Below are 20,311 nucleotides of genomic sequence, written 5' to 3'. Positions count from 1 at the left end.
CTTTTTGACGCACCCTACCTGATGCAACGATGGCCCGAACGAGTTTCGTTCGGGCCATCGATTTTAGGCGGTTCCGAGATCGAAAGCCGATCTTGGATCAGTCTTCGAAATGGCCCTTGGCGGCAAATCCACCGCCCTGATAGATCACCGCCGGATCATGGCGATCTTCCGGGCCAAAGGCCGCTTCGATCTCGGCACGGAACTGTTCGGAGCTGTCTTGCGGTTTCCAGCCAAGGAAGTCCGCATGATCATTGCTCCACCATTTGGATTTGTTGTCCGACACACCATAGACCACCAGATGACCGGTCATGGGGGCATCAAAGATCGCCTTCATCAGCGAGATAAAGTCACGCGGGCTTAGCCAGGTTGACAGCATCCGGCGATCACGCGGTTTTTCAAAGCACGATCCGATCCGCACCGAAACCGTTTCCACATCGAACTTGTCGTAATAATAGCTTGCCACCGCCTCGCCATAGCATTTGGTGACACCATACAGGCTATCGGGGCGCAGTTCGGATTTGTCATCAAGCTTGGTGGTGCGCTTGTGGAAACCGATTGCATGGTTGGAGCTGGCAAACATGATGCGTTTAACGCCGTTCTGACGCGCCCCTTCATACAGGTTATAGGTCCCGGCAAGATTGGCCTGAAGAAGGTCGTCAAAGGCTGCTTCGATCGAAATACCGCCAAGATGAATGATGCCATCAACATCCTTGGTCAGTTCGATCACCGCTGCACGATCAGACAGGTCGCACTGCACGACTTCCTCGTTCGGACCGGCCGGGTCCATCGGGGAAATGTCGGACAGGCGAATGACATCGGCATAGCCCTTAAGCCCTTCGCGACAAATCTTGCCAAGGTTTCCACCAGCACCGGTAATCAGCAAACGTTTCATAGGTATCCTCTTTGATATCGGTTTTGCCCGCGGTCAATTCGCCCCGAACACAAGGTTAGGCAGCGTCATTGAAATCGCCGGAATATAGGTTGTCAGCAAAAGCGCACTCAAGATCGCCAGATAAAATGGCCAGATCGACTGAACTGCCTTTTCGATTTTCACCCCGCCAATCGCACACCCGACAAACAGGCACGAACCAACCGGCGGCGTACACAGGCCAAGGCCCAAATTCATCATCAGCACCATCCCGAACTGGATCGGGTCCATACCAAACTGTACCGCCAGCGGCAGGAAGATCGGCGTACAGATCAGGATCAATGCGGCCATATCCATGATCATGCCGGCAATCAGCAGCATGATATTGATCAGCAACAGAACCATGATCGGATTGTCGGTAATCCCGGTGATCGCCTCGGCCAGCGCATCAGGCACCTGATAGAAGGCCAGCATATAGCCATAGGCCGATGCACAGCCGACCAGCAGCATCACAAGGGCTGTGGTCTTGGCCGATTGCCGCACGGCGGCAACAAAGCCTGTCCAGCTGAGTTCGCGATAGACAAGCCCGGTAATGATCAACGCATAGGCAACGCCGATGGCACCCGATTCCGTAACCGTGAAGACACCGCTTAATACCCCGCCAACAATGATGACCGCCGTAAAGAAGCCCGGGATCGCCCGCACCGCCGTGCGCCAGACAACGCCCCAGCCCGGAAACGGTTCAGCCGGATAGCCATGCTTGATCGCCACAAGCCAGGTGGCAAGACCAAGCAGCAGGCACATGATCACGCCCGGAACAACACCGGCCATGAACAACTTGGAAATCGAAATCCCGCCGCCTGCGGCCACCGCATAAAGGATCATGTTATGGCTGGGCGGGATCATGATCCCGGCAATCGATGATGTCACGGTGACGTTAACGGCGTAATCGGCGCGATAGCCTTCCTTTTTCATCACCGGAATAAGGATCGATCCAAGGGCGGATGTATCAGCCACCGCCGATCCGGAAATGCCGCCAAACAGCATGGATGAAAACACGTTCACAATGCCAAGACCGCCCCGGCGACTGCCGACAAGGGCAGTTGCAAATTGCACAAGGCGCGAGGCAATCCCGCCGTGAAGCATCAGCTCGCCGGCAAAGATAAAGAACGGAATAGCCAGAAGTGAAAAGGCCGAAATGCCCGATCCTATACGCTGAAAGGCAATCAGGGTCGGAAGACCTTCATAGAAAAATGCGCCAAGGGCCGCAATGCCAAGTGCAATGGCAACGGGCATGCCAATCAGAATACCGATGGCAAACACGCCCAGAAGAATGGTCATGCCCATTTATTCAATATCCTCGTTTAACAAATCGTCATGGTAAAGGCTGGCATTTGAAATGGTTTTCCAGCGGGTGATGATTTTAAGAATATGCACCAGACTGTAAAAAGTGATCCCGGCCCCGCAAACCGCCATCGGCACCGAACGCCATCCGTCAGAAATATGAATGATCGGCATCTGTTTGGCCCAGTTAAAGGCCACCAGATCCATCCCGCCCATCAGCATCCAGTAGCCGAACCAGGCCATGGCCGCGTAGCTGATCGCAGCGACAATTGCCGCAATCCTTGGCGGCAAGGCATCGCGAAAAAACGATACCGAAAGATGGCTGTTGTCGCGCATACCGGCCGCTGCCACGGGAAAGGTAATCAGAACAATAAGGATCAGGGAGATCTGTTCGACCCAGGTCGGTGTTTCGTTCAAAACATATCGGCCAAAGACCAGCCAGGCGAAACTCGGGATCAGTGCCACAAGAGCCAGACCACCAATAAGGTTCAGAACCCCGGCAATCCCCCCGCCCAGACGGTCAATCAAATTGATAAAGCTGGAAAACATCTATGCGCCGCCAGAATTGGATTAATCAGCAACAGAACCAGAAATAGAATAACCACAGACAGAAAGAAGGGCGACGATATCATCGCCGCCCTTCGGACCGTTCATGTTTTATTTCTGAGCATCCTGGATGGCTTTGACCAGATCGGCCAGATCCGGGTTGGACTTCAGGAAGTTGTCATAGACCGGCTGCATTGCATCCTGGAAAGCCTGCTTGTCGGCAACTTCGTTGACCGCGATACCGGCAGCAATGACTTTTTCCTTGGATTTCTCGGCACGTGCGGCCCAGGCAGCGCGCTGTACGGTGACCGATGCATCAGCCGATTCCTGAACGATTTTCTTTTCGTCGTCCGACAGGCTGTCATAAAGCGCCTTGTTGATGCACAGGCATTCCGGAAGGATCAGGTGCTGGGTCACCGAGTAGTATTTGGCAGCTTCGAAATGACCCGAGCTGTCATAGGACGGATAGTTGTTTTCCGCACCATCAATGACGCCGGTTTTCAGCGACTGGTAAACTTCGCCATAGGCCATCGGGGTTGCGTTACCACCGAGGGCCGCGACCATCTGGACATAGAGATCGTTGCTCATCACGCGGAATTTCATCCCCTTGAGATCCGCCGGGGTCTTGATCGGGTGCTTGGTGTTATAGAAGGAACGCGCACCGGAATCATACCAGCCAAGCGGCTGCAGACCGGCCTTGATCAGGCCATCGGCGATCTGCTGACCGGCCGGACCATCCATGACCTTGTGCATGGCATCGACGTTTTTAAAGATGAAGGGCAGCGAAACAACGTTTGCTTCGGGGGCAACCTCACCAAGCGGGCCGAGATTGAAAACAGCCCAGTCCAGACCGCCAAGACGGACCTGCTGGATCGCATCAGGCTGGTTGCCCAGAACACCGCCGTGATAAACCTTGGCTTCAAGGTCGCCACCGGATTTTTCATTGATGATTCTGGCGAATTCTTCCATGCCGGTCGAAACCGGATATTCCGGCGGATGGATGTTCCAGCCGCGCCATTCTTTTGCCTGCGCACCGGCTGCCAGCGCCATCGATACCGCCGCTGCAGCAATCGTCAGCGTCGTGGTTTTAAGAAGATTGTTCATTAGGTTTCCTCCCGAGACATTACGTCACTTGCGTTAAAGCCTTGTTTTCCCTGATGGGAACTTTTTATTGTCGTATAATCTTACAATTCATCACTTGTAAGGACAACTGTAAGATTAGTTAACAACTAGTCTAACAGACCAGGTGGTCATTCTGTGCGCCTGTTTTTTTTGTGGCGTCACAAATCGTGATCCCGGCAGAACCACCTGCCGGGATAAAAGGCAGGCCCCAAGTCATTGCGGCCCACCCGCCTAGGTCATACGCAACGCACCATCGCCATAGGCATTGCGGATGACCTCGGCCAGCATGTTGTGTTCTTCGTCGGTCAGATCGGTCAGCGGACTGCGAACCGGACCGGTATCGCGACCAATCACCCGCATTCCCGCCTTGACGATGGACACGGCATAGCCCTTGCCGCGATTGCGGATATCAAGATACGGATAGAAGAATTCCCTGAGCACGCGGCTCATCGTTTCATCATCATCGCGGGTCAGCGCGTCATAGAAATCAAGCGCCTGCTGCGGCAGAAAGTTGAAAATTGCCGATGAATAGGTGGTGACACCCGCGGCCTTATAGGCCTTGGCAAAGACTTCTGCGGTCGGCATACCACCGATATAGGACAGGCGATCACCGATCAGGGTGCAGACCTTGGTCACCATTTCGATATTGCCATGACCGTCCTTGAACCCGACCAGGTTCGGGCAAACGTCACACAGCTTTGCCAGCGTCTCGGCGGTGATGATCGAATTATCCCGGTTATAGACAATCACACCAATCTCGACGGCATCACAGACTGCCTTCACGCGGGCAAACAGACCTTCCTGCTCCGCCCCGATCAGATATTGCGGCAACAACAACAGGCCATCGGCACCGGCGGCTTCGCATTCCTTGGCCAGTTCGACCGCCATCGCCGTGCCATAGCCACAACCGGCAATGATCGGCGTATCGCCCGCAACTTCCTTGGCCGCACGCACGGCCTGTACGACTTCTGCCGGGGTCAGCGAGAAAAACTCGCCGGTTCCGCCTGCTGCAAACAATGCCGTGGCGGGATATTGCGACAACCAGCCGACATGTGCGCGATACGCATCAAGGTCAAGCTTGCCCTCGGCATCAAAAGGCGTCACCGGGAACGAAAGCAACCCGGCCCCAATGGCCTTTTTCATCTCAAGATAATGCATCAAGCGTCCTTCAAGTCTGAATAGATCAAAATAACTATGATGACTCTATAAATTCATCATATTACTTTGTCAAACATATTACCAAGATGACCTGTAATGCGCAGAAAACTGCGCCACACACCGCTTACAAGGCGATATTAGAACCATTGCACTTTGGTATGATGACTTGGTTTTTGGCGATAAAATGGCGAATCGTACAGATTGATATGATGACTTTACCGACAAAGCCGATTAGGGTCGGCCATAACCTGTTTCACCCTCACAGCCGAGAAGACCGGGAATGACTGATATCAAAGCCGCCAGCCGCATTCTGGCCGATGCCTTTGTCAATCACACGCTGATTGAACCGCTGCCTGCCGACATTGCGCCGAAATCATTTGACGAGGCCTATGAGGTGCAGAATGCAACACTTGCCCTGACCGGGGCAAAACAGGCGGGATGGAAACTTGCCGTTGCCACCCGTGCGGCACAGGAAAAAATTGGTGCCGACGGCCCGCTGGTTGGCCCATTGCTTGACGGCCGCATTCTTGGCGAAGGTGCAAAACTGACGACCAATGATCTGAACTTCCCGAATATCGAAGCCGAAATTGCCGTGGTGATGGCAAGCACCCCTGCCCCGGATGCGACATCAAGCGACATTCTCGATCATATCAAGTCGATGCATCTGGCCATCGAGATTGCTGACCGTCGCTATCACGAAAAACAGGACCCGGTTCAGACACTGGCCGATCTGAATTCGACCGGCTATTTCGTGCTGGGTCAGGAAATTGACGGCTGGCGCGACCTTGGTTTCATCGGCGGTACGGTGACCACCAAAAGCGATGGCAATGTCCTTGCCACCAATGATGATCCCGATGCCTGGCCGGAAATCTTTGGCGGGCTGGAATATCTGGTCGGCTTCCTTGCCAAACGCGGTCAAAGCCTGAAAGCCGGTGACGTCATCACCACCGGTGCCTGCGCGCTTCCAACCATCACCCCGCATGGCAAGATCGAAGCGATCTTTGACGGATTGGGCACAGTGACGGCCGAGATCAGCAAGGCGTGATCTGCGCTGGCGTTTAGCCGGTATACGCCGACAAGGTCTAAAACAGAAAAGCCATGCGGCACATCGCCGCATGGCTTTTGCCTTGACCGGCAAAAATCGATCTAGACCTTTTCGCGGAACCGGGTAACCGGCACACCGGGAACTTCAACGCGCAGCGACACCAGCTTGCCAGCATGCGGGAACTGGGCACGCTTTTCTGCGCTATAGCCTTCCTGATGACTGGTGACATAAAGCGTTTTCATATCAGGCCCGCCAAAGCATGGCATGGTCGGGTTGGGCATCGGCATCGGGATGGATTTCAAAAGCGTCCCGTCGGGCGCAAAGCGGTTCAGGTTGCCCGCCGACACACCGGCCGACCAATAGCAGCCTTCCATATCAACCGCCGCCCCGTCCGGACGCCCGAGCGTGTCATCAAGATCAAGGAAGCGCGTGCAGTTGGAAATATCGCCGGTCGCGACATCAAAGTCCCAGCGATTGACCCAAGGTCCGCGAGAGTCGGAGTGATACATCTTCGATCCGTCCGGCGACCAGGCGATACCGTTGGAGATTTTAAAGCCCCTGGCTTTTTCTTCGATCTTGCCATCGGCTGTAATGCGATAAAGCGATGCAATTGCCTGCTTGTCGGCATTGTCATCCATGGTGCCAACCCAGAACGCCCCGTCCGGGCCGATCTTGCCATCATTGGTGCGGCTTTTGATCCCGTCTTCAATCTTGCAAAGCGGGGTGCGCTCATCGGTTTCGGGATCAAGGAACAGGATGTCCTTGCGAAGGGCCACAATGATCCGCCCGGCATCGGTCAGGCCAAAACAGCCCAGTTCACTATCAAATTCCCAGACATGCCGGTCACCTGTTTCGATATCAAGCGCATGCAGCTTTCCGTTCAGGATGTCTGTCCAGTAAAGCCGGTTTTTCAGGCCATCCCAGTTCGGGCATTCCGCCAAGGTGAAAGTTTCATCGCGCAGGATTTCCGGCTGATAAAGCCCGTGATCTGTTCCCGACATGCAGCCCCCGATAAATTCATATGATCAATTTTGATGGTCTCTGGTGTGCCCATCCGGGTCGCTGCTTGTCAACATTATTTGCCCGTTCAAATGACAGTCAGTTGGGCCAGGACATGCCTGTGCACCAACCCCAAAAGCCCGCAAGCAAAGAGCTGACGGGGATTTGGCGCGGATCGCGATGTTAGGAAAATTACATCTCGCAGGCGTGATCGGTGACGCGCTGGCGGGCCTGATGGAGGTGATAGCGCATCATGAGTTCGGCACTTTCACCGTCCCGTCCCAGAATCGCATCATAGATTTGGCGATGTTCGGCCAGCACCCGTTTGGCGCGTTCAGCCGATCCGGAACGGGTGATATTCAGTGCAACATTCATCGATTTCTGCATCACATTGTGCAGGGAATTGAGAATGGTGAGAAAGATTTCATTGCCACTGGCGCGGGCAATTGCCATGTGAAAATCAAGATCGGCCTTATCGGCAATATCCCCGGCGGCAACACCCTGTTCAAGCATTTTAAGGGCGCCTTCGATTTCGCGGTGATGACGCATACTGGCTCGTTCGGCGGCCATCCGTGCGGTTGCACCCTCAATCGCGGATCGCGCTTCAAAGCAGCGCAAAAGGCCAGCAACATCATTCACGCCGCCAAATTCAATCAGGCCCTGTGGCGGGCGCTTTTTAACAAACGATCCGACCCCTTGCCGGGCATAGACCAGCCCGTCGGATTGCAGTTTGCGCAATGCTTCGCGCACCACCGGTCGCGAGACGCCAAAAGATGCGCAAATCTCGTTCTCGGATGGAAGCTTTGTCCCCTCGCTCAGATTTCCCGAAACAATCTGTTCCAGTATCTGGCCATAAAGCTGATCCGCAAGTTTTTCGCGTTTCTGAGCCTTAAGCAGCAATTCTGCCATTCCGTCCCCCGGACCTGCTTGTAATCTTGTAAAACTTGCTTGTAAGTTTTATCGGCAAATCACCCGGCGGTAAAGCCCGTCAACCACCACCCCACGGCGAAAAATCACGCCAACAGATGACCGCATGGTCAGTCTACCAGCGAATAATCCCGGCTTTCGGGCTGTGCGATATCATCGTCATCGACAAGCCCGCTATCAGGGCGCGCAAGCAAGGTCGGGATCAATGTCATGCTGCCCGACAGGGTCTGGTTACGATCCAGAACCAGCACATCCCCGAATTCCTTGAATTCCGGACGATTATGCACATTGGGCACATGCGATACCGGCTCGACGCAAAAGGTCTTGCCGTCTTCGGGGATATAGAATTGCAGGTTCCCGAACCGCTCGCTTGCCAGCATTTTCAGGCTGTAACCGGCATCTTCCCAGACCATGTCCGCTTCGCGGTGCCAGCCGGTATAATGCACATCCAGCCCGCGGTTATGACGGATCATCTTGGAGTCCGAAAAATCGCGCCCAAGATCAATCACCGTGCGGGTCGTCGGCAACATGTCTTCGTCCGTGCCAAAACAGTCGGTGGCGATGAAGGAAACCGACACATCGTCGCCACCGGGGAACCAGGGGTGCAGGCCAATGCCATAGGGCATCGGTGTACGGCCCAAATGGCGCACCCCGATTTCAAGCGTCACATCCTGTGCGGTGACCTTGAATTCCTGCCAGGCGACATAGACAAAGCCGCTTTCGGGATCGTCATATTTGTGATTGAAGCGCAGGCTGTCGACCGTCGGGCGTTCAATATTCCATTCCGAGCCCCGGCCGAAACCGTGAATGGCATGCGGACTGGGCGGGCGGTTTGCCGGAACTTTTACGATACGACCGTCAAACTCGAACTCGGCAAAGGCCAGACGATTGGCAAAGGGCACCATCGGAAAACAGCCAAGGCTCGAAGGATTGCCCGATGCAATGTCCTGTTCGGTCACCGGACGTAACAGATTGATGATGCCCTGACCATCGGGGCGTATCCAGTCAATGCGGGAAATCGCCCCGCCCTGGGGAACAATCCCGATCTGAAATGGTCCGCTGTTCCAGCGATATTCCGCGTCGCCCTTTTTGGACATCTTGTGGTGCCTCAATTCCAACCAAAATCATATGATGACTTTACATCACCATCTCCGTTCGATTATGTGAAGATGGTAAAGCCCATTGCGCCAATCAAAGATTAACGCCGGGCTGTCATTTTTATATCCGGTTGTTTTATACCGGATTTATCGGACACGCAAAATGAAGAAGACCAGTGCGTCAAACACGCCGCGAAAAGTTTCACTGACCGAAAAGGTCATTGCCAGCCTGAGGCAGGAAATTGAAAGCGGTCAGCGCGAACCGGGCAGCAAACTGCCAACCGAACCGGTTCTGACCGAACGGTTTGGCGTCAGTCGCACGGTCATCCGCGAGGCCATTGCCGCCCTTAAGGCCGACGGACTTCTGGAGCCGCGTCAGGGGGCGGGTGTATTTGTTCTTGCGCCACAGGCACCGAGCAATGACAGATCAATCTTTGCGGTCGATTATGCGCAGGTATCGGACGTACTTGAAATTCTGGAACTGCGCATGGCGGTCGAGATCGAGGCCGCCGGTCTTGCCTGCACGCGAAGCTCGGTCGCGCAGCAGGCCAAGATCTACGAGGCCATGGAGAAAATGGAACGCGCTGTTGAAAAGGGCGAACCGACTGCACTGGCCGATTTCGAATTCCATAGCGCGATTGCCGCAGCCACCAATAATCGCCGCTTTGCCGAATTCCTTGAACATCTTGGTGACAAGACAATCCCCCGTGCACAGCTGCGCCGCCGCCCGCCCGAGGCCGAAGATCACAAGGCCTATATGGACATGATCCTTGGCGAACATCGCCGCATTTACGATGCGATTGCCACGCGCGATGATGACGGCGCACGCAAGGCCATGCGCGATCACCTGAGCCTGAGCCAGACCCGCTATCAGAAACTTCTGACCCAGCGATAAGAAATCAGGAACCAAGTGCGGCGACCAGAACCGCCATATCAGAAATCACAATATCAGCCCCGGCGTCATAAAGCCTGTTTGCGGCAATTTCTTCCTGACCGGCATAATGACCACCACCGACAAAGCCAATGCATTTCATGCCTGCGGCCACCGCCGCCTTCACCCCGGCAACGGAATCCTCGATCACGATGGTTGATGCCGGGGCATGGCCCATATCGGCACAGGCATGCAAAAACAGATCCGGGGCCGGTTTGCCGTTCCTGACGAAGTCGGCACTGTAAATCCGGTCCTCAAACCACGGACCAAGCCCGGTCACCCTCATGGTTTTTTCCAGTCGCTCGACCGAGCTGCTTGATGAAATGCAAAAGGCAATAGCGCGCTGCTTAAGCGCATCAAGGACCGCGTCAATATTGCGGATGCTGAAAAGCTCGGTCTCATAGCGCGCAAACAGTTTCTGATAAAAGAACGGTTTGAACTGTGCGCCGACATCCTGCCCGGTCAGGGCACGAATGTGATCAATCGGGGCGGAGCTTGACCGGCCGGTAAATCTTTCAGCGACCTCTTCCAGAGTCAGCGGGGCTCCGAAGTGATCAAGAACATCGACAAGGGTCGCAAGCGAGATCGGCTCGCTATCGACAAGAACACCGTCGCAATCAAACAGGACAATCTTGCACCCGTCAAACAGCCTGGCAATTGATGCCGTCGTCAGCGGCACATCGTCGATACCCGGAAGCGGTTTGCTTCCGCCGTCGTTTCCCGATCCGTTTCCATCATTGTTTTTTGTGGCCATGTTGAACCTGGCTTGTTTCATTTGTGTGATGAAAGCAGCGTAACGAATGAAATGTTTCAGCGTCAATAAAAATGAACATTTGACCAACTATTGAACTTTTGATCAAATCAGGATGAAAGAGGCCAACCAAAAGAGCATCCGGCAATCAGGGCAGACCTGAAAGCTGGGGAAATGCGGAGGAATACCCATCATGAGTCCCCAGGACACCTGCTTTATCGGTGTAGATGTCGGTACCGGCAGCGCGCGCGCAGGCGTGTTTGATGCCAATGGCAAATTGCTTGGCAGTGCCGTCCATGCCATTGCGATGAACCGGCCGAAACCCGACTTTGTCGAACAGGACTCGGAAAATATCTGGCAGTCGGTTTGCCAGTCCGTGCGCGACGCCTTGCAAAAATCGGCCGTCGCACCGGAAAAGATCGCCGCCATCGGATTTGATGCCACCTGTTCGCTGGTTATCCGCGATCAGGATAACCGTCCATTGGGCGTCACACCGGGCGAGGCCAATAACTGGGACGTAATTGTCTGGATGGATCACCGGGCAGTGCGCGAGGCAGAGGAATGCACCACCACCGGCTCACGGGTTTTGCAATATATCGGCGGCACCATGTCCCCGGAAATGGAAATGCCCAAACTGATGTGGCTTAAACGCCATAACAAACCGGCATGGGACAAGATGGGGGCGGCCTATGATCTTGCCGATTTTCTGTCCTTCCGCGCGACCGGAAGCAACGCGCGGTCCTGCTGTACGGTAACTTGCAAATGGACCTATCTTGCCCATCAGGATGAAACATGGGATCACGATTTCCTGTCGGTGATCGGCATGGAAGACCTTAATGACAAGATCAACATGCATGAAAGCGCCCTTGCCGTTGGTGAACGGATTGGCACCCTTGATGCACAAGGTGCGGCTGATCTTGGCCTGACCACCAATTGTCTGGTCGGGGCGGGTTTGATTGATGCCCATGCGGGTGCGCTTGGCACCCTTGGCGAATATCTTGATGGCGATCTTGATCAGCATTTTGCGATGATTGCCGGGACGTCGACCTGTCATATGGCCTTGTCAAAGGACCCGCGCTTTATCAAGGGGATCTGGGGTCCCTATTTCGGGGCGATTGCACCGGGGCTGTGGCTGAATGAAGGGGGGCAGTCGGCAACTGGTGCGCTGCTTGATCATATCGTTGCCATGCATCCTTTTTCGCACGATATGGGCCGCGACGCCCACAAACTGGCGGGCGAAAAGCTGTTGCCGCTGATGGGCGAAAAAACCGATCTTGCCCCGCGCCTGCATGTCTTGCCCGATTTTCATGGTAACCGGTCCCCGCTTGCCGATCCCGAAGCCCTTGGCGTGATATCGGGCCTGACACTTGATCAAAGCGAGGAAAGTTTTCTCAAGCTTTACTGGGCGACGGCCTGTGCCATTGCCTATGGCACCCGCCATATTATCGATGCGCTAAATGATACCGGCTATGACATCACCCATATTCATCTAAGTGGCGGTCATACCGCCTCAAAGGTGCTGGTCAAGCTTTATGCCGATGTCACCGGCTGTCACGTCGTGATGTCTGATTGCGAAGAACCGGTCTTGCTGGGCTCGGCTATGCTGGCTGCTGCGGCCCTTGATAGCGAAGGCGGACTGGCAAAGGCCGCCCGCCAGATGGCGGGCAAGGAAACGCTTCATGCCCCCGATGCGGGTGCAAAGGCCGATCATGACCGCCGTTATGCGATTTTCCATCAGATGCATACCCATCGCCAAGCCCTTGATGCCCTGAGCAAAAACTGACCCACAAGGTCAACTTCGGGCCGGGCATGAGCCACCCGGCCCGCCTTTCTCCCTGAGGGTTCTGTTCAAAAGGCGCTTGACGCTTCTTTTGGATAGGGCCAAAACAAAAGGGCCGATGCAAAAGCATCGGCCCTTTCTTACGCACGCGCGACGGCGGGGTCGGGGGATCATGCAGATTTAAATTTCTGCACCGCCACGAGCACGATGCCTTACAAGGCCGGTCCGGTTTGGACCGGCCTTGTTTGTTTATGCCTATTCAGCCGGATGTTCGTGGGCAGCCTTGACGTCCCCGCGTTTGGAGCGGTTCTTGGCAAAGGTGCCAACAATCAGGACGAAGAACAGGGGCACGAAGAAGATCGCAAGCACGGTCGCAGCAATCATCCCGCCCATCACACCTGTCCCCACCGCCACACGGGCAGCAGCACCGGCACCGGTCGAAATCGCCAGCGGCACGACGCCAAGGGTAAAGGCCATCGACGTCATGATGATCGGACGCAGACGCTGACGGGCCGCCTCGACGGTTGCCTCAAGAAGCCCCATGCCCTGGTCGTAAAGTTCGCGGGCGAACTCGACAATCAGGATGGCGTTCTTGGCCGACAGACCGATCGTGGTCAGAATTGCCACCTGGAAGTAAACGTCATCAGGCAGGCCACGCAGAAGCGCTGCGATCACGGCACCAAGAACACCAAGCGGCACGACCATCATGACCGAGATCGGAATGGCCCAGCTTTCATACAGTGCTGCCAGACACAGGAAGACCACGATCATGGACAAGGCATACAATGCCGGTCCCTGCTCGCCTGCTTCGCGTTCTTCATAGGACAGTCCCTGCCATTCAAGGCCGATACCACCCGGAAGTTTCGCAACCAGTTCGTCCATGGCCTTCATCGCATCACCCGATGCAACACCCGGTGCGGATGCACCCTGAATGTTGAGCGATGCCAGACCGTTAAAGCGTTCCAGACGCGGCGAGCCGAAGTCCCAATTCGTGGTCGAGAATGCCGAAATCGGCACCATCTCGCCCTGATTGTTACGGACATACCAGTATTCAAGGTCTTCGGGCATCATGCGATATTGCGCATCCGACTGCATGTAAACGCGCTTGACCCGCCCGTTTTCAATGAAGTCGTTGACATAGCTCGACCCCCAGGCCGCAGCGAGCGTCCGGTTGACGTCAGACAGGTTAATGCCAAGCGCACTTGCCTTTTCCTGATCAATATTGATCTTGAATTGCGGCATGTCATTCAGACCGTTCGGACGCACACCGACCACGCGCGGGTCCTGTGCAGCCATTCCCAGAAGCTGGTTACGGGCTGCCATAAGGGCTTCGTGACCATTGCCGCCACGATCGACAAGCTGAAGGTCAAAGCCGTTGGCAGTGCCAAGCTCGATAATCGCAGGCGGAGCAAAGGCAAAGACCATGGCTTCGCGGATCTGGGCAAAGGCCCCATAGGCACGACCGATGACCGCACCAACCGCCTGATCGGGACGAGTACGTTCAGACCAGTCCTTCATGTTGACAAAGGCGATACCGGCATTCTGACCACTCCCGGCAAAGGAGAAGCCGGCAACCGTGAACAGACCCTGTACGTTTTCCTTTTCATTCTCAAGGAAATGGGTTTCCAGCTTCTGGAGAACCTCGACCGTGCGTTCCTGCGATGCACCAGCAGGCAGCTGAACCATCGAGAACATGATGCCCTGGTCTTCGTCTGGCAGGAACGAGCCCGGCAGACGCATGAACAAGGCGGCAAGGCCGCCAACAAGCACCCCATAGACAATCAGGTAACGCCATTTGCGATGCACAACGTGATCGACACTGCCCTGATAGAACCGGTTGGTTCTATCAAAACCACGGTTAAACCAGCCAAACGGACCTTTTTTCGTCAGCGGGTCGACATGGGTCGGTTTGAGCATGGTCGCGCAAAGTGCCGGTGTCAGGACAATCGCCACAACAACCGACAAGGCCATTGCCGAAACAATCGTGATCGAGAACTGGCGATAAATCGCACCGGTCGATCCGGCAAAGAAGGCCATCGGCACAAACACCGCCGACAGAACCAGCGCAATACCGATCAGGGCGCCGGTGATCTGGCCCATGGATTTCCGCGTTGCCTCGCGCGGCGGAAGTCCGTCTTCATGCATCACACGTTCAACGTTTTCGACCACAACAATCGCGTCATCCACCAGAAGGCCGATGGCGAGAACCATGGCAAACATGGTCAGTGTGTTGATCGAATAGCCAAAGGCCGCAAGGACACCGAACGTTCCAAGCAGAACCACCGGAACGGCAATCGTCGGGATCAGCGTTGCCCGCCAGTTCTGCAAGAACAGCAGCATCACCAGGAAGACGAGGATGATCGCTTCAAACAGGGTATGAACAACTTCCTCGATCGACACTTTGACGAACGGGGTGGTGTCATACGGATAGACGATCTCGATCCCCTGGGGGAAGAACGGCTTGAGTTCGGCAAGACGGGTCTTGACGGCCTCGGCGGTATCAAGCGCGTTGGCACCGGTTGCCAGATAGATACCAATACCCGTTGCTGACTGGGCATTGTAGCGGGCAACCACGTCATAGCTTTCGCCACCGATCTCGATGCGTGCAACGTCACCAAGACGCACCTGCGCACCATCGGTTTCGACCTTGAGCAGGATGTTGGCGAATTCATCAACCGTCTGCAGTTTGCTCTGGGCGGTGATGGTCGCGTTGATCTGCTGCCCCGGAACCGACGGCGCACCACCGATCTGACCGGCAGTGACTTCGGTGTTCTGGGCTTCGACCGCCGCGCTGATGTCTGAAACCGTCAGGTTATAGGACAGCATCTTGTTCGGATCGAGCCAGATGCGCATCGCGTGCTGGGCACCGAACACCGTGACCGAGCCAACGCCATTCACACGACCCAGCGGATCCTCGACCGTCGAGACGACAAAGTCCGAAAGGTCTTCGGCATTCATCGAACCGTCAGAAGACACAAAGCCGACAACCATCAGGAACGATCCCGACGATTTGCTGACATTGACGCCTTGCTGCTGCACTTCGGTCGGAAGCGACGACATTGCAGCCTGCAATTTGTTCTGGACCTGAACCTGTGCGATGTCGGGATCGGCTTCGGGTTCAAACGTCAGTGTGATCGATGCCTGACCGTTTGCCGACGAGCTCGACGACATGTAGCGCAGATAGTCAAGACCGGTCATCTGTTGTTCGATTACCTGGGTAACCGTGTTTTCAACAGTTTGGGCCGACGCCCCCGGATAGCTTGCCGAAATCTCGACAGATGGCGGCGCAATGGACGGATACTGTTCCACGGGCAATTGCCACAGGGAAAGTCCCCCCGCCAGCATAATCACCAGGGCAACGACCCAGGCGAATACGGGGCGATCAATAAAGAATTTTGCCATTGAATAAGTCCTTATTCGGCGGCTTTGGCGGTTTCGACAGGCTGTGCTGCGACCGGTGCACCCGGTCCGACACGCTGAAGACCATCAACGATCAGCTGATCGCCATCTTCAACGCCAGCGGAAACCAGCCAGTTCTGTCCCTGAGACTGTTCGATGGTGACGTCCTTGGAGACGACTTTTCCATCCGCGACAACATAGACATAAGCCGACCCGTCCGGGCGACGCATGACTGCTTTTTGCGGCACAAGGAATGCACCTTCGAGGTGGCCCTGACGGACCTGACCGCGCACAAACATGCCCGGCAGAAGCGTTCCATCCGGGTTCGGGAAGACAACACGCAAACGAATGGTCCCGGTGGTTTCATTTACCGTAACATCCGAGAATTGCAGGGTTCCCTTGTGCGGATATTCCGCCCCGGTTGAATCAATAATCAGGGAAACTTCGACCTGACCGTTTTCAACACCCTTGATGCGACCATTGGCGATGGCCTGTTTGATCTTGAGAAGACGGCCACCCGCCTGGGTGACGTCGACATAAATCGGATCAAGCTGGGTGATCGTGGTCAGTTTGGCCGACTGATTGGCCGTTACCAGCGCACCTTCGGTATAATCGGACGAACCGATGCGACCGGAAATCGGTGCGGTAACCGTGGTATAGGCCAGGTCAATGCGCGCCTGTTCCAGTTCGGCACGGGCTGCGGCAACAGATGCCCTGCCCTGTGCTTCGGCGGCAACCGCATCGTCATAGGTCTGCTGGCTGACAGCCTGCGACTTGATCAGCGGATCATAACGCTTGCGGGTTTTGACCGCCTGTTCATAGGTCGCATTCTGGCGGGCCAGTTCAGCCTGTGCGGCATCGACCTTTGCCAGATAGACATCCTGATCAATCATATAGAGCTGCTGACCGGCTTCGACAAAACCGCCTTCGGTGAAGTTGCGCTCCTTGATGATCCCGTCCACCTGCGGACGGATATCAGCCTGACGGAAAGCAATCGTGCGACCGGGCATTTCTTCGACAAGACCGACGGTCTGGGCTTCAAGGGTGACGGTACCAACCGGCGTTGCGGGCTGTTGCTGAGGCGCAGCCGCCTGTTGTTCACCACCTTCTTTTTGCTCGCTGCAGGCAGCGACCATCAAGGCAAGCGCAGCCATCCCGGCAAATTTTAAACAAGATCGCATGGACAAAATGCTTTTCCTTCTAAGTCCTGTGCAAAGCATTCAAGACGCTTTGCCATTGCTTTTCGAAATACTGTACGGTACAGTACACATTGTGCACTGCACGATCAAGAGCCAAAAACAACAGAACAAAAAATCATGAGTGAAACGCCAGAAAAGTTTGAAAAACAATCCTCTCGCGGGTCTGCGCGGCGGCGCGCCATGATGGATGCGGCCTGGCAACTTCTGCTAGAGCGAGGGTTCGCTGGCGTCACACTTAATGATGTCATTTCGCAGTCGGGTGGCTCTCGTACAACCCTTTACGAAGCATTCGGCGGAAAGGATGGCCTGCTTGAGGCCGTCATGACAGAACGATGCGTGGAATTTTCCGCGGAACTTCAAATTTCGCTGAAAACCGATCTCCCTCCTCGTGATGCCCTGACGGACTTCGGAACCAAACTGGCCAACAAGATAGTAACCGAGGAAGTCGCCCGCTTCACTCAAATTCTGTATTCAGAGGGCCAGCACTTTCTACCCCTGATCGAAAAGTTCTTCGAGATCGGCCCTGACAGTACCCGCAAACATCTTGCCGATTATCTTTCGCGCCAGCAAAAGCTTGGTCGTATCCACATTGATGATCCGGATCACGCGGCCGAAATCTTCGAGGCCATGGTGATCGGCGACTGGCAATCACGCGTCATGAAACACCATCCACGACCGCCAATGACAGACAGCGAAATCGAAAATCGCGTATCGCGCGCTGTGAATATCTTCCTGTGCGGAATTGCGACAGACGATCACCGCAAAACGTTCGGATGTGGCAACTGAGCTCCCCCTGTTTGTGATCAAACTCAGTTGTTTGTAACGCGCCCCTCCTGACAGCATCCTGTCAGTTGTCGTCAGATGACACATAATTTTTGGTGAAATTTGCCCTATCTTCACCAAAATTGCGCTAAACAATACAACCTGTCGCAATTTGATCGTTCCATCTGTCCGGACCGATCCAGTCAAGGGGCATCACCTTATGCGCGTGCGCCACGCTTTGTTGGGATTTGGTATCTGTGCAATTTCGCTCGTTGCACTGCACACGCGCGCCCAGGCGATCACTGTCGAAAAGGCACGCAACGCCATTGATGCCATTCTGATGCAATCGGGTATTGCGGCAACCGAAACCGATGCACGCCTGATAGACGGCGATGCCGTCACCCTGACATATGACGGCATATCCCTTGATCTTCGCGGTTATTCAACGGCGCGCGAGCTGTTGATGGACGGGGTTAATGTCACGGTGCGCGATACCGACAATCCCGATCATATCGATCTTGATATCAAGCTTCCTGAGCGCGCCAGAATGGATGCCGAAGCTGCCAGCGACCGGCGCGAGCTGACCCTTCGCAATGCGGGCGGGTATCTGCGCTGGGATATTGCCCGCAACGCCCCGATGACTTTTGACGGCTTTGCCGATTTCCTGATCGGGGAAGAACCGATCACGCGCAAACACTGGATGATGAATGGTCTGATCCTGCAATGGTTGCCCGAACTGGCGCGCATTGCATGGCAGGGTGCGGAATGGACCGGCCCCAACCGGGAAAAAATGGGGTCGATCAAATCGGCAAGCTTTACCCTTTATCCCGGCGAAGCAGGCGAGACCCATCTGGATTATGCCCATGACGGGCTTTGGTTACCCAGCCTGTTTCAGCCGCGCACCGTGCGCGTCAAAAGCAGCAGCACCGGCCTGCCCTGGAGCGATGCCAAACCGATCATTGAAAAAGGCTTCCACGATATTCTGACCGGCACCGCCCCGCGCCTTGCCCGTCGCCAGATTGGCGATGCCCTGTGGCAAAAGGCCGCACATAACGGGGCTCCGGTCAAGGTCGACGAATTCTATGTGGAATCGCGCGGTCTTGAGGCATTGGGGGCGGGCGAATTCATTGCCCAGGCTGCCGCACGCTATGGCTTTGCCGGTGAATTTGATTTCAAATTGCTGGGACAGGACAAGCTGGTTGACCTGCTGGGCACCCCTGACAGCCCGACCCTTCTGGGTGCTCTTTTGCCCTTTGCGGTCAATGGCCTTGCCGCCGGACGCCCCGGCCCGCAAGGGACGACCGAATATGACGGACAGCTGCTGCCAGATGGCCGGGTGGTTGTGAATGGCATGACCGTGTTTCGAACAGCTGATGGCAGCTAGGCCCTGAAAGCGCCGCACGCCCAGGACACCCCTGATATCCTTGTCGGCCCGTGCAACCGCATTGTGACTTCCTGATTGTGATCTATTGCCTGAATATCCGGGCCATAGTGGCGTTTCACGGCGCGCATTTCGGATTGCAGGCCTGAAATCGGGCAAAGAATTCGGAGCATCATGTCGCCAGACGCCCCTGAACTCAATCGCCTGACACAAGAATATTCCACACGTCTACTTGACCGACATTCCCTCATTCTCACTGCGTTCAATTGCAAGGCGATCAAACGGAGAAATCTTCGAGCGGCCTCGTACTGCGCAATGATCCTTCAAATACCTTGCTCCATCTTGCAGGGCTGCCCGATCAAAATCATCAGGATCAATGCCGCAGACGCCGATCTCGATCGGAGCCCCCGATTTGGGAGTAAAATACAAACGTGACTTAACCCACCTGAAATCAAGACGACCACGCCGTGACGATAACGCTTCTTCTATCTCTATGCTGTAAAGCCCCGGCAGAAAGCGTTGGGCGTAACCGTCCAGGCTGAACGGATGGGTAAACGCGTATGTTTTATGTGTTGTTCTTGTCGTATTCATGACGACCAACTTTCTTGATATTAAGAGAATAAAACTTGAATAATCAGAACAATCCCATGAAATAAAAACAAAATAAACATCATAGGTTAGCTTCTGAAATTAAAATTCATTCATAATGAAAATCACAAAGAAAGATCAAAATTCACAAATAAATAAAAGGAAAAATCATGTTTGGATTTAAAGGTGGCGAAACATCCGATACCGTCATCCGGAAAAAAGGGTATCTTGCCGACGCCCAAAAGAAGTGGAACTTCCTGACACACTACGATCTATCGACCATCAAAACCAAGGGTCAGCTCTGCAACATGATCAAAATTCGCAGGGCGGTTTCCGAGGAAGAGGCCGTTGCTGACGTTGAAAAATGGATGGCTGGCAAAGATTTCTCTTAAGCACATGCAACGCGCCGAATGG

18 protein-coding genes are annotated in these 20,311 nt (G+C 54.9%); 6 read left to right on the top strand and 12 right to left on the bottom strand.

All coding sequences use genetic code 11. The features are described from left to right. Positions 1-97: 97 nt before the first annotated feature. The 5 genes from TH30_RS17755 to kdgD form a co-directional block, all read right to left on the bottom strand. Positions 98-892: an NAD-dependent epimerase/dehydratase family protein gene (locus tag TH30_RS17755; RefSeq protein ID WP_114099441.1), complete on the bottom strand. Its 795-nt coding sequence runs from the start codon at positions 890-892 to the stop codon at positions 98-100. 33 nt (positions 893-925) lie between these two features. Beyond that, a complete protein-coding gene (locus tag TH30_RS17750) occupies positions 926-2,215 on the bottom strand; it encodes a TRAP transporter large permease (RefSeq protein ID WP_114099440.1) in 1,290 nt (429 codons plus the stop codon). Further along, positions 2,216-2,761, bottom strand: coding sequence for a TRAP transporter small permease (locus tag TH30_RS17745; protein WP_114099439.1), 546 nt, complete (start codon positions 2,759-2,761; stop codon positions 2,216-2,218). Between the two features lie 108 nt (positions 2,762-2,869). Further along, positions 2,870-3,862 carry a TRAP transporter substrate-binding protein gene (locus TH30_RS17740; protein ID WP_114099438.1) on the bottom strand — a complete coding sequence of 331 codons (993 nt, stop codon included), beginning with the start codon at positions 3,860-3,862 and terminating at the stop codon, positions 2,870-2,872. 249 nt (positions 3,863-4,111) lie between these two features. After that, positions 4,112-5,038 (bottom strand): 5-dehydro-4-deoxyglucarate dehydratase, encoded by a 927-nt coding sequence (gene kdgD / locus TH30_RS17735; protein WP_114099437.1) that lies wholly within the window; start codon positions 5,036-5,038, stop codon positions 4,112-4,114. Between the two features lie 280 nt (positions 5,039-5,318). Between kdgD and TH30_RS17725 the strand changes: the two genes are divergently transcribed. Next, positions 5,319-6,083 (top strand): 2-keto-4-pentenoate hydratase, encoded by a 765-nt coding sequence (locus tag TH30_RS17725; RefSeq protein WP_114099435.1) that lies wholly within the window; start codon positions 5,319-5,321, stop codon positions 6,081-6,083. A gap of 101 nt (positions 6,084-6,184) precedes the next feature. On the opposite strand, the gene TH30_RS17720 is transcribed toward TH30_RS17725, so the two are convergent. From TH30_RS17720 to TH30_RS17710, 3 genes are all read right to left on the bottom strand, one after another. Continuing rightward, positions 6,185-7,084, bottom strand: coding sequence for an SMP-30/gluconolactonase/LRE family protein (locus TH30_RS17720; protein ID WP_114099434.1), 900 nt, complete (start codon positions 7,082-7,084; stop codon positions 6,185-6,187). Between the two features lie 190 nt (positions 7,085-7,274). Then, on the bottom strand, positions 7,275-7,991 hold the full coding sequence (locus TH30_RS17715; RefSeq protein ID WP_114099433.1) for a FadR/GntR family transcriptional regulator: 717 nt from the start codon (positions 7,989-7,991) through the stop codon (positions 7,275-7,277). A gap of 128 nt (positions 7,992-8,119) precedes the next feature. Beyond that, positions 8,120-9,106, bottom strand: a complete 987-nt coding sequence (locus tag TH30_RS17710) for an aldose epimerase family protein (RefSeq protein WP_114099432.1) — start codon at positions 9,104-9,106, stop codon at positions 8,120-8,122. 163 nt (positions 9,107-9,269) lie between these two features. Between TH30_RS17710 and TH30_RS17705 the strand changes: the two genes are divergently transcribed. Then, on the top strand, positions 9,270-10,001 hold the full coding sequence (locus TH30_RS17705) for a FadR/GntR family transcriptional regulator (protein WP_114099431.1): 732 nt from the start codon (positions 9,270-9,272) through the stop codon (positions 9,999-10,001). 4 nt (positions 10,002-10,005) lie between these two features. Here TH30_RS17705 and TH30_RS17700 read toward each other — a convergent pair whose 3' ends face one another. Beyond that, a complete protein-coding gene (locus TH30_RS17700) occupies positions 10,006-10,791 on the bottom strand; it encodes an HAD family hydrolase (RefSeq protein ID WP_114099501.1) in 786 nt (261 codons plus the stop codon). 190 nt (positions 10,792-10,981) lie between these two features. Here TH30_RS17700 and TH30_RS17695 point away from each other — a divergent pair, with 190 nt between their 5' ends. Next, a complete protein-coding gene (locus tag TH30_RS17695) occupies positions 10,982-12,571 on the top strand; it encodes an FGGY-family carbohydrate kinase (protein WP_114099430.1) in 1,590 nt (529 codons plus the stop codon). Positions 12,572-12,823: 252 nt separating this feature from the next. On the opposite strand, the gene TH30_RS17690 is transcribed toward TH30_RS17695, so the two are convergent. Beyond that, positions 12,824-15,970 carry an efflux RND transporter permease subunit gene (locus TH30_RS17690; protein ID WP_114099429.1) on the bottom strand — a complete coding sequence of 1,049 codons (3,147 nt, stop codon included), beginning with the start codon at positions 15,968-15,970 and terminating at the stop codon, positions 12,824-12,826. 11 nt (positions 15,971-15,981) lie between these two features. Further along, positions 15,982-17,148, bottom strand: coding sequence for an efflux RND transporter periplasmic adaptor subunit (locus tag TH30_RS17685; protein ID WP_114099428.1), 1,167 nt, complete (start codon positions 17,146-17,148; stop codon positions 15,982-15,984). Positions 17,149-17,283: 135 nt separating this feature from the next. Here TH30_RS17685 and TH30_RS17680 point away from each other — a divergent pair, with 135 nt between their 5' ends. Then, a complete protein-coding gene (locus tag TH30_RS17680) occupies positions 17,284-17,952 on the top strand; it encodes a TetR/AcrR family transcriptional regulator (protein ID WP_114099427.1) in 669 nt (222 codons plus the stop codon). Positions 17,953-18,148: 196 nt separating this feature from the next. Further along, positions 18,149-19,312: a hypothetical protein gene (locus TH30_RS17675; RefSeq protein ID WP_114099426.1), complete on the top strand. Its 1,164-nt coding sequence runs from the start codon at positions 18,149-18,151 to the stop codon at positions 19,310-19,312. Positions 19,313-19,537: 225 nt separating this feature from the next. Here the strand turns inward: TH30_RS17675 and TH30_RS17670 are convergent, their stop codons facing one another. Continuing rightward, positions 19,538-19,900 carry a hypothetical protein gene (locus TH30_RS17670; RefSeq protein ID WP_114099425.1) on the bottom strand — a complete coding sequence of 121 codons (363 nt, stop codon included), beginning with the start codon at positions 19,898-19,900 and terminating at the stop codon, positions 19,538-19,540. A 167-nt stretch (positions 19,901-20,067) separates the two neighbouring features. Here TH30_RS17670 and TH30_RS17665 point away from each other — a divergent pair, with 167 nt between their 5' ends. Next, positions 20,068-20,289 (top strand): hypothetical protein, encoded by a 222-nt coding sequence (locus TH30_RS17665; RefSeq protein WP_114099424.1) that lies wholly within the window; start codon positions 20,068-20,070, stop codon positions 20,287-20,289. The last annotated feature ends 22 nt before the right edge of the window (positions 20,290-20,311 follow it).

The organism is Thalassospira profundimaris (genome assembly GCF_003326795.1).
Taxonomy (GTDB): domain Bacteria; phylum Pseudomonadota; class Alphaproteobacteria; order Rhodospirillales; family Thalassospiraceae; genus Thalassospira; species Thalassospira profundimaris_C.
The sequence above is the reverse complement of the archived record's forward strand: the minus strand, read 5'-3'. Positions and strand labels throughout refer to the sequence as shown.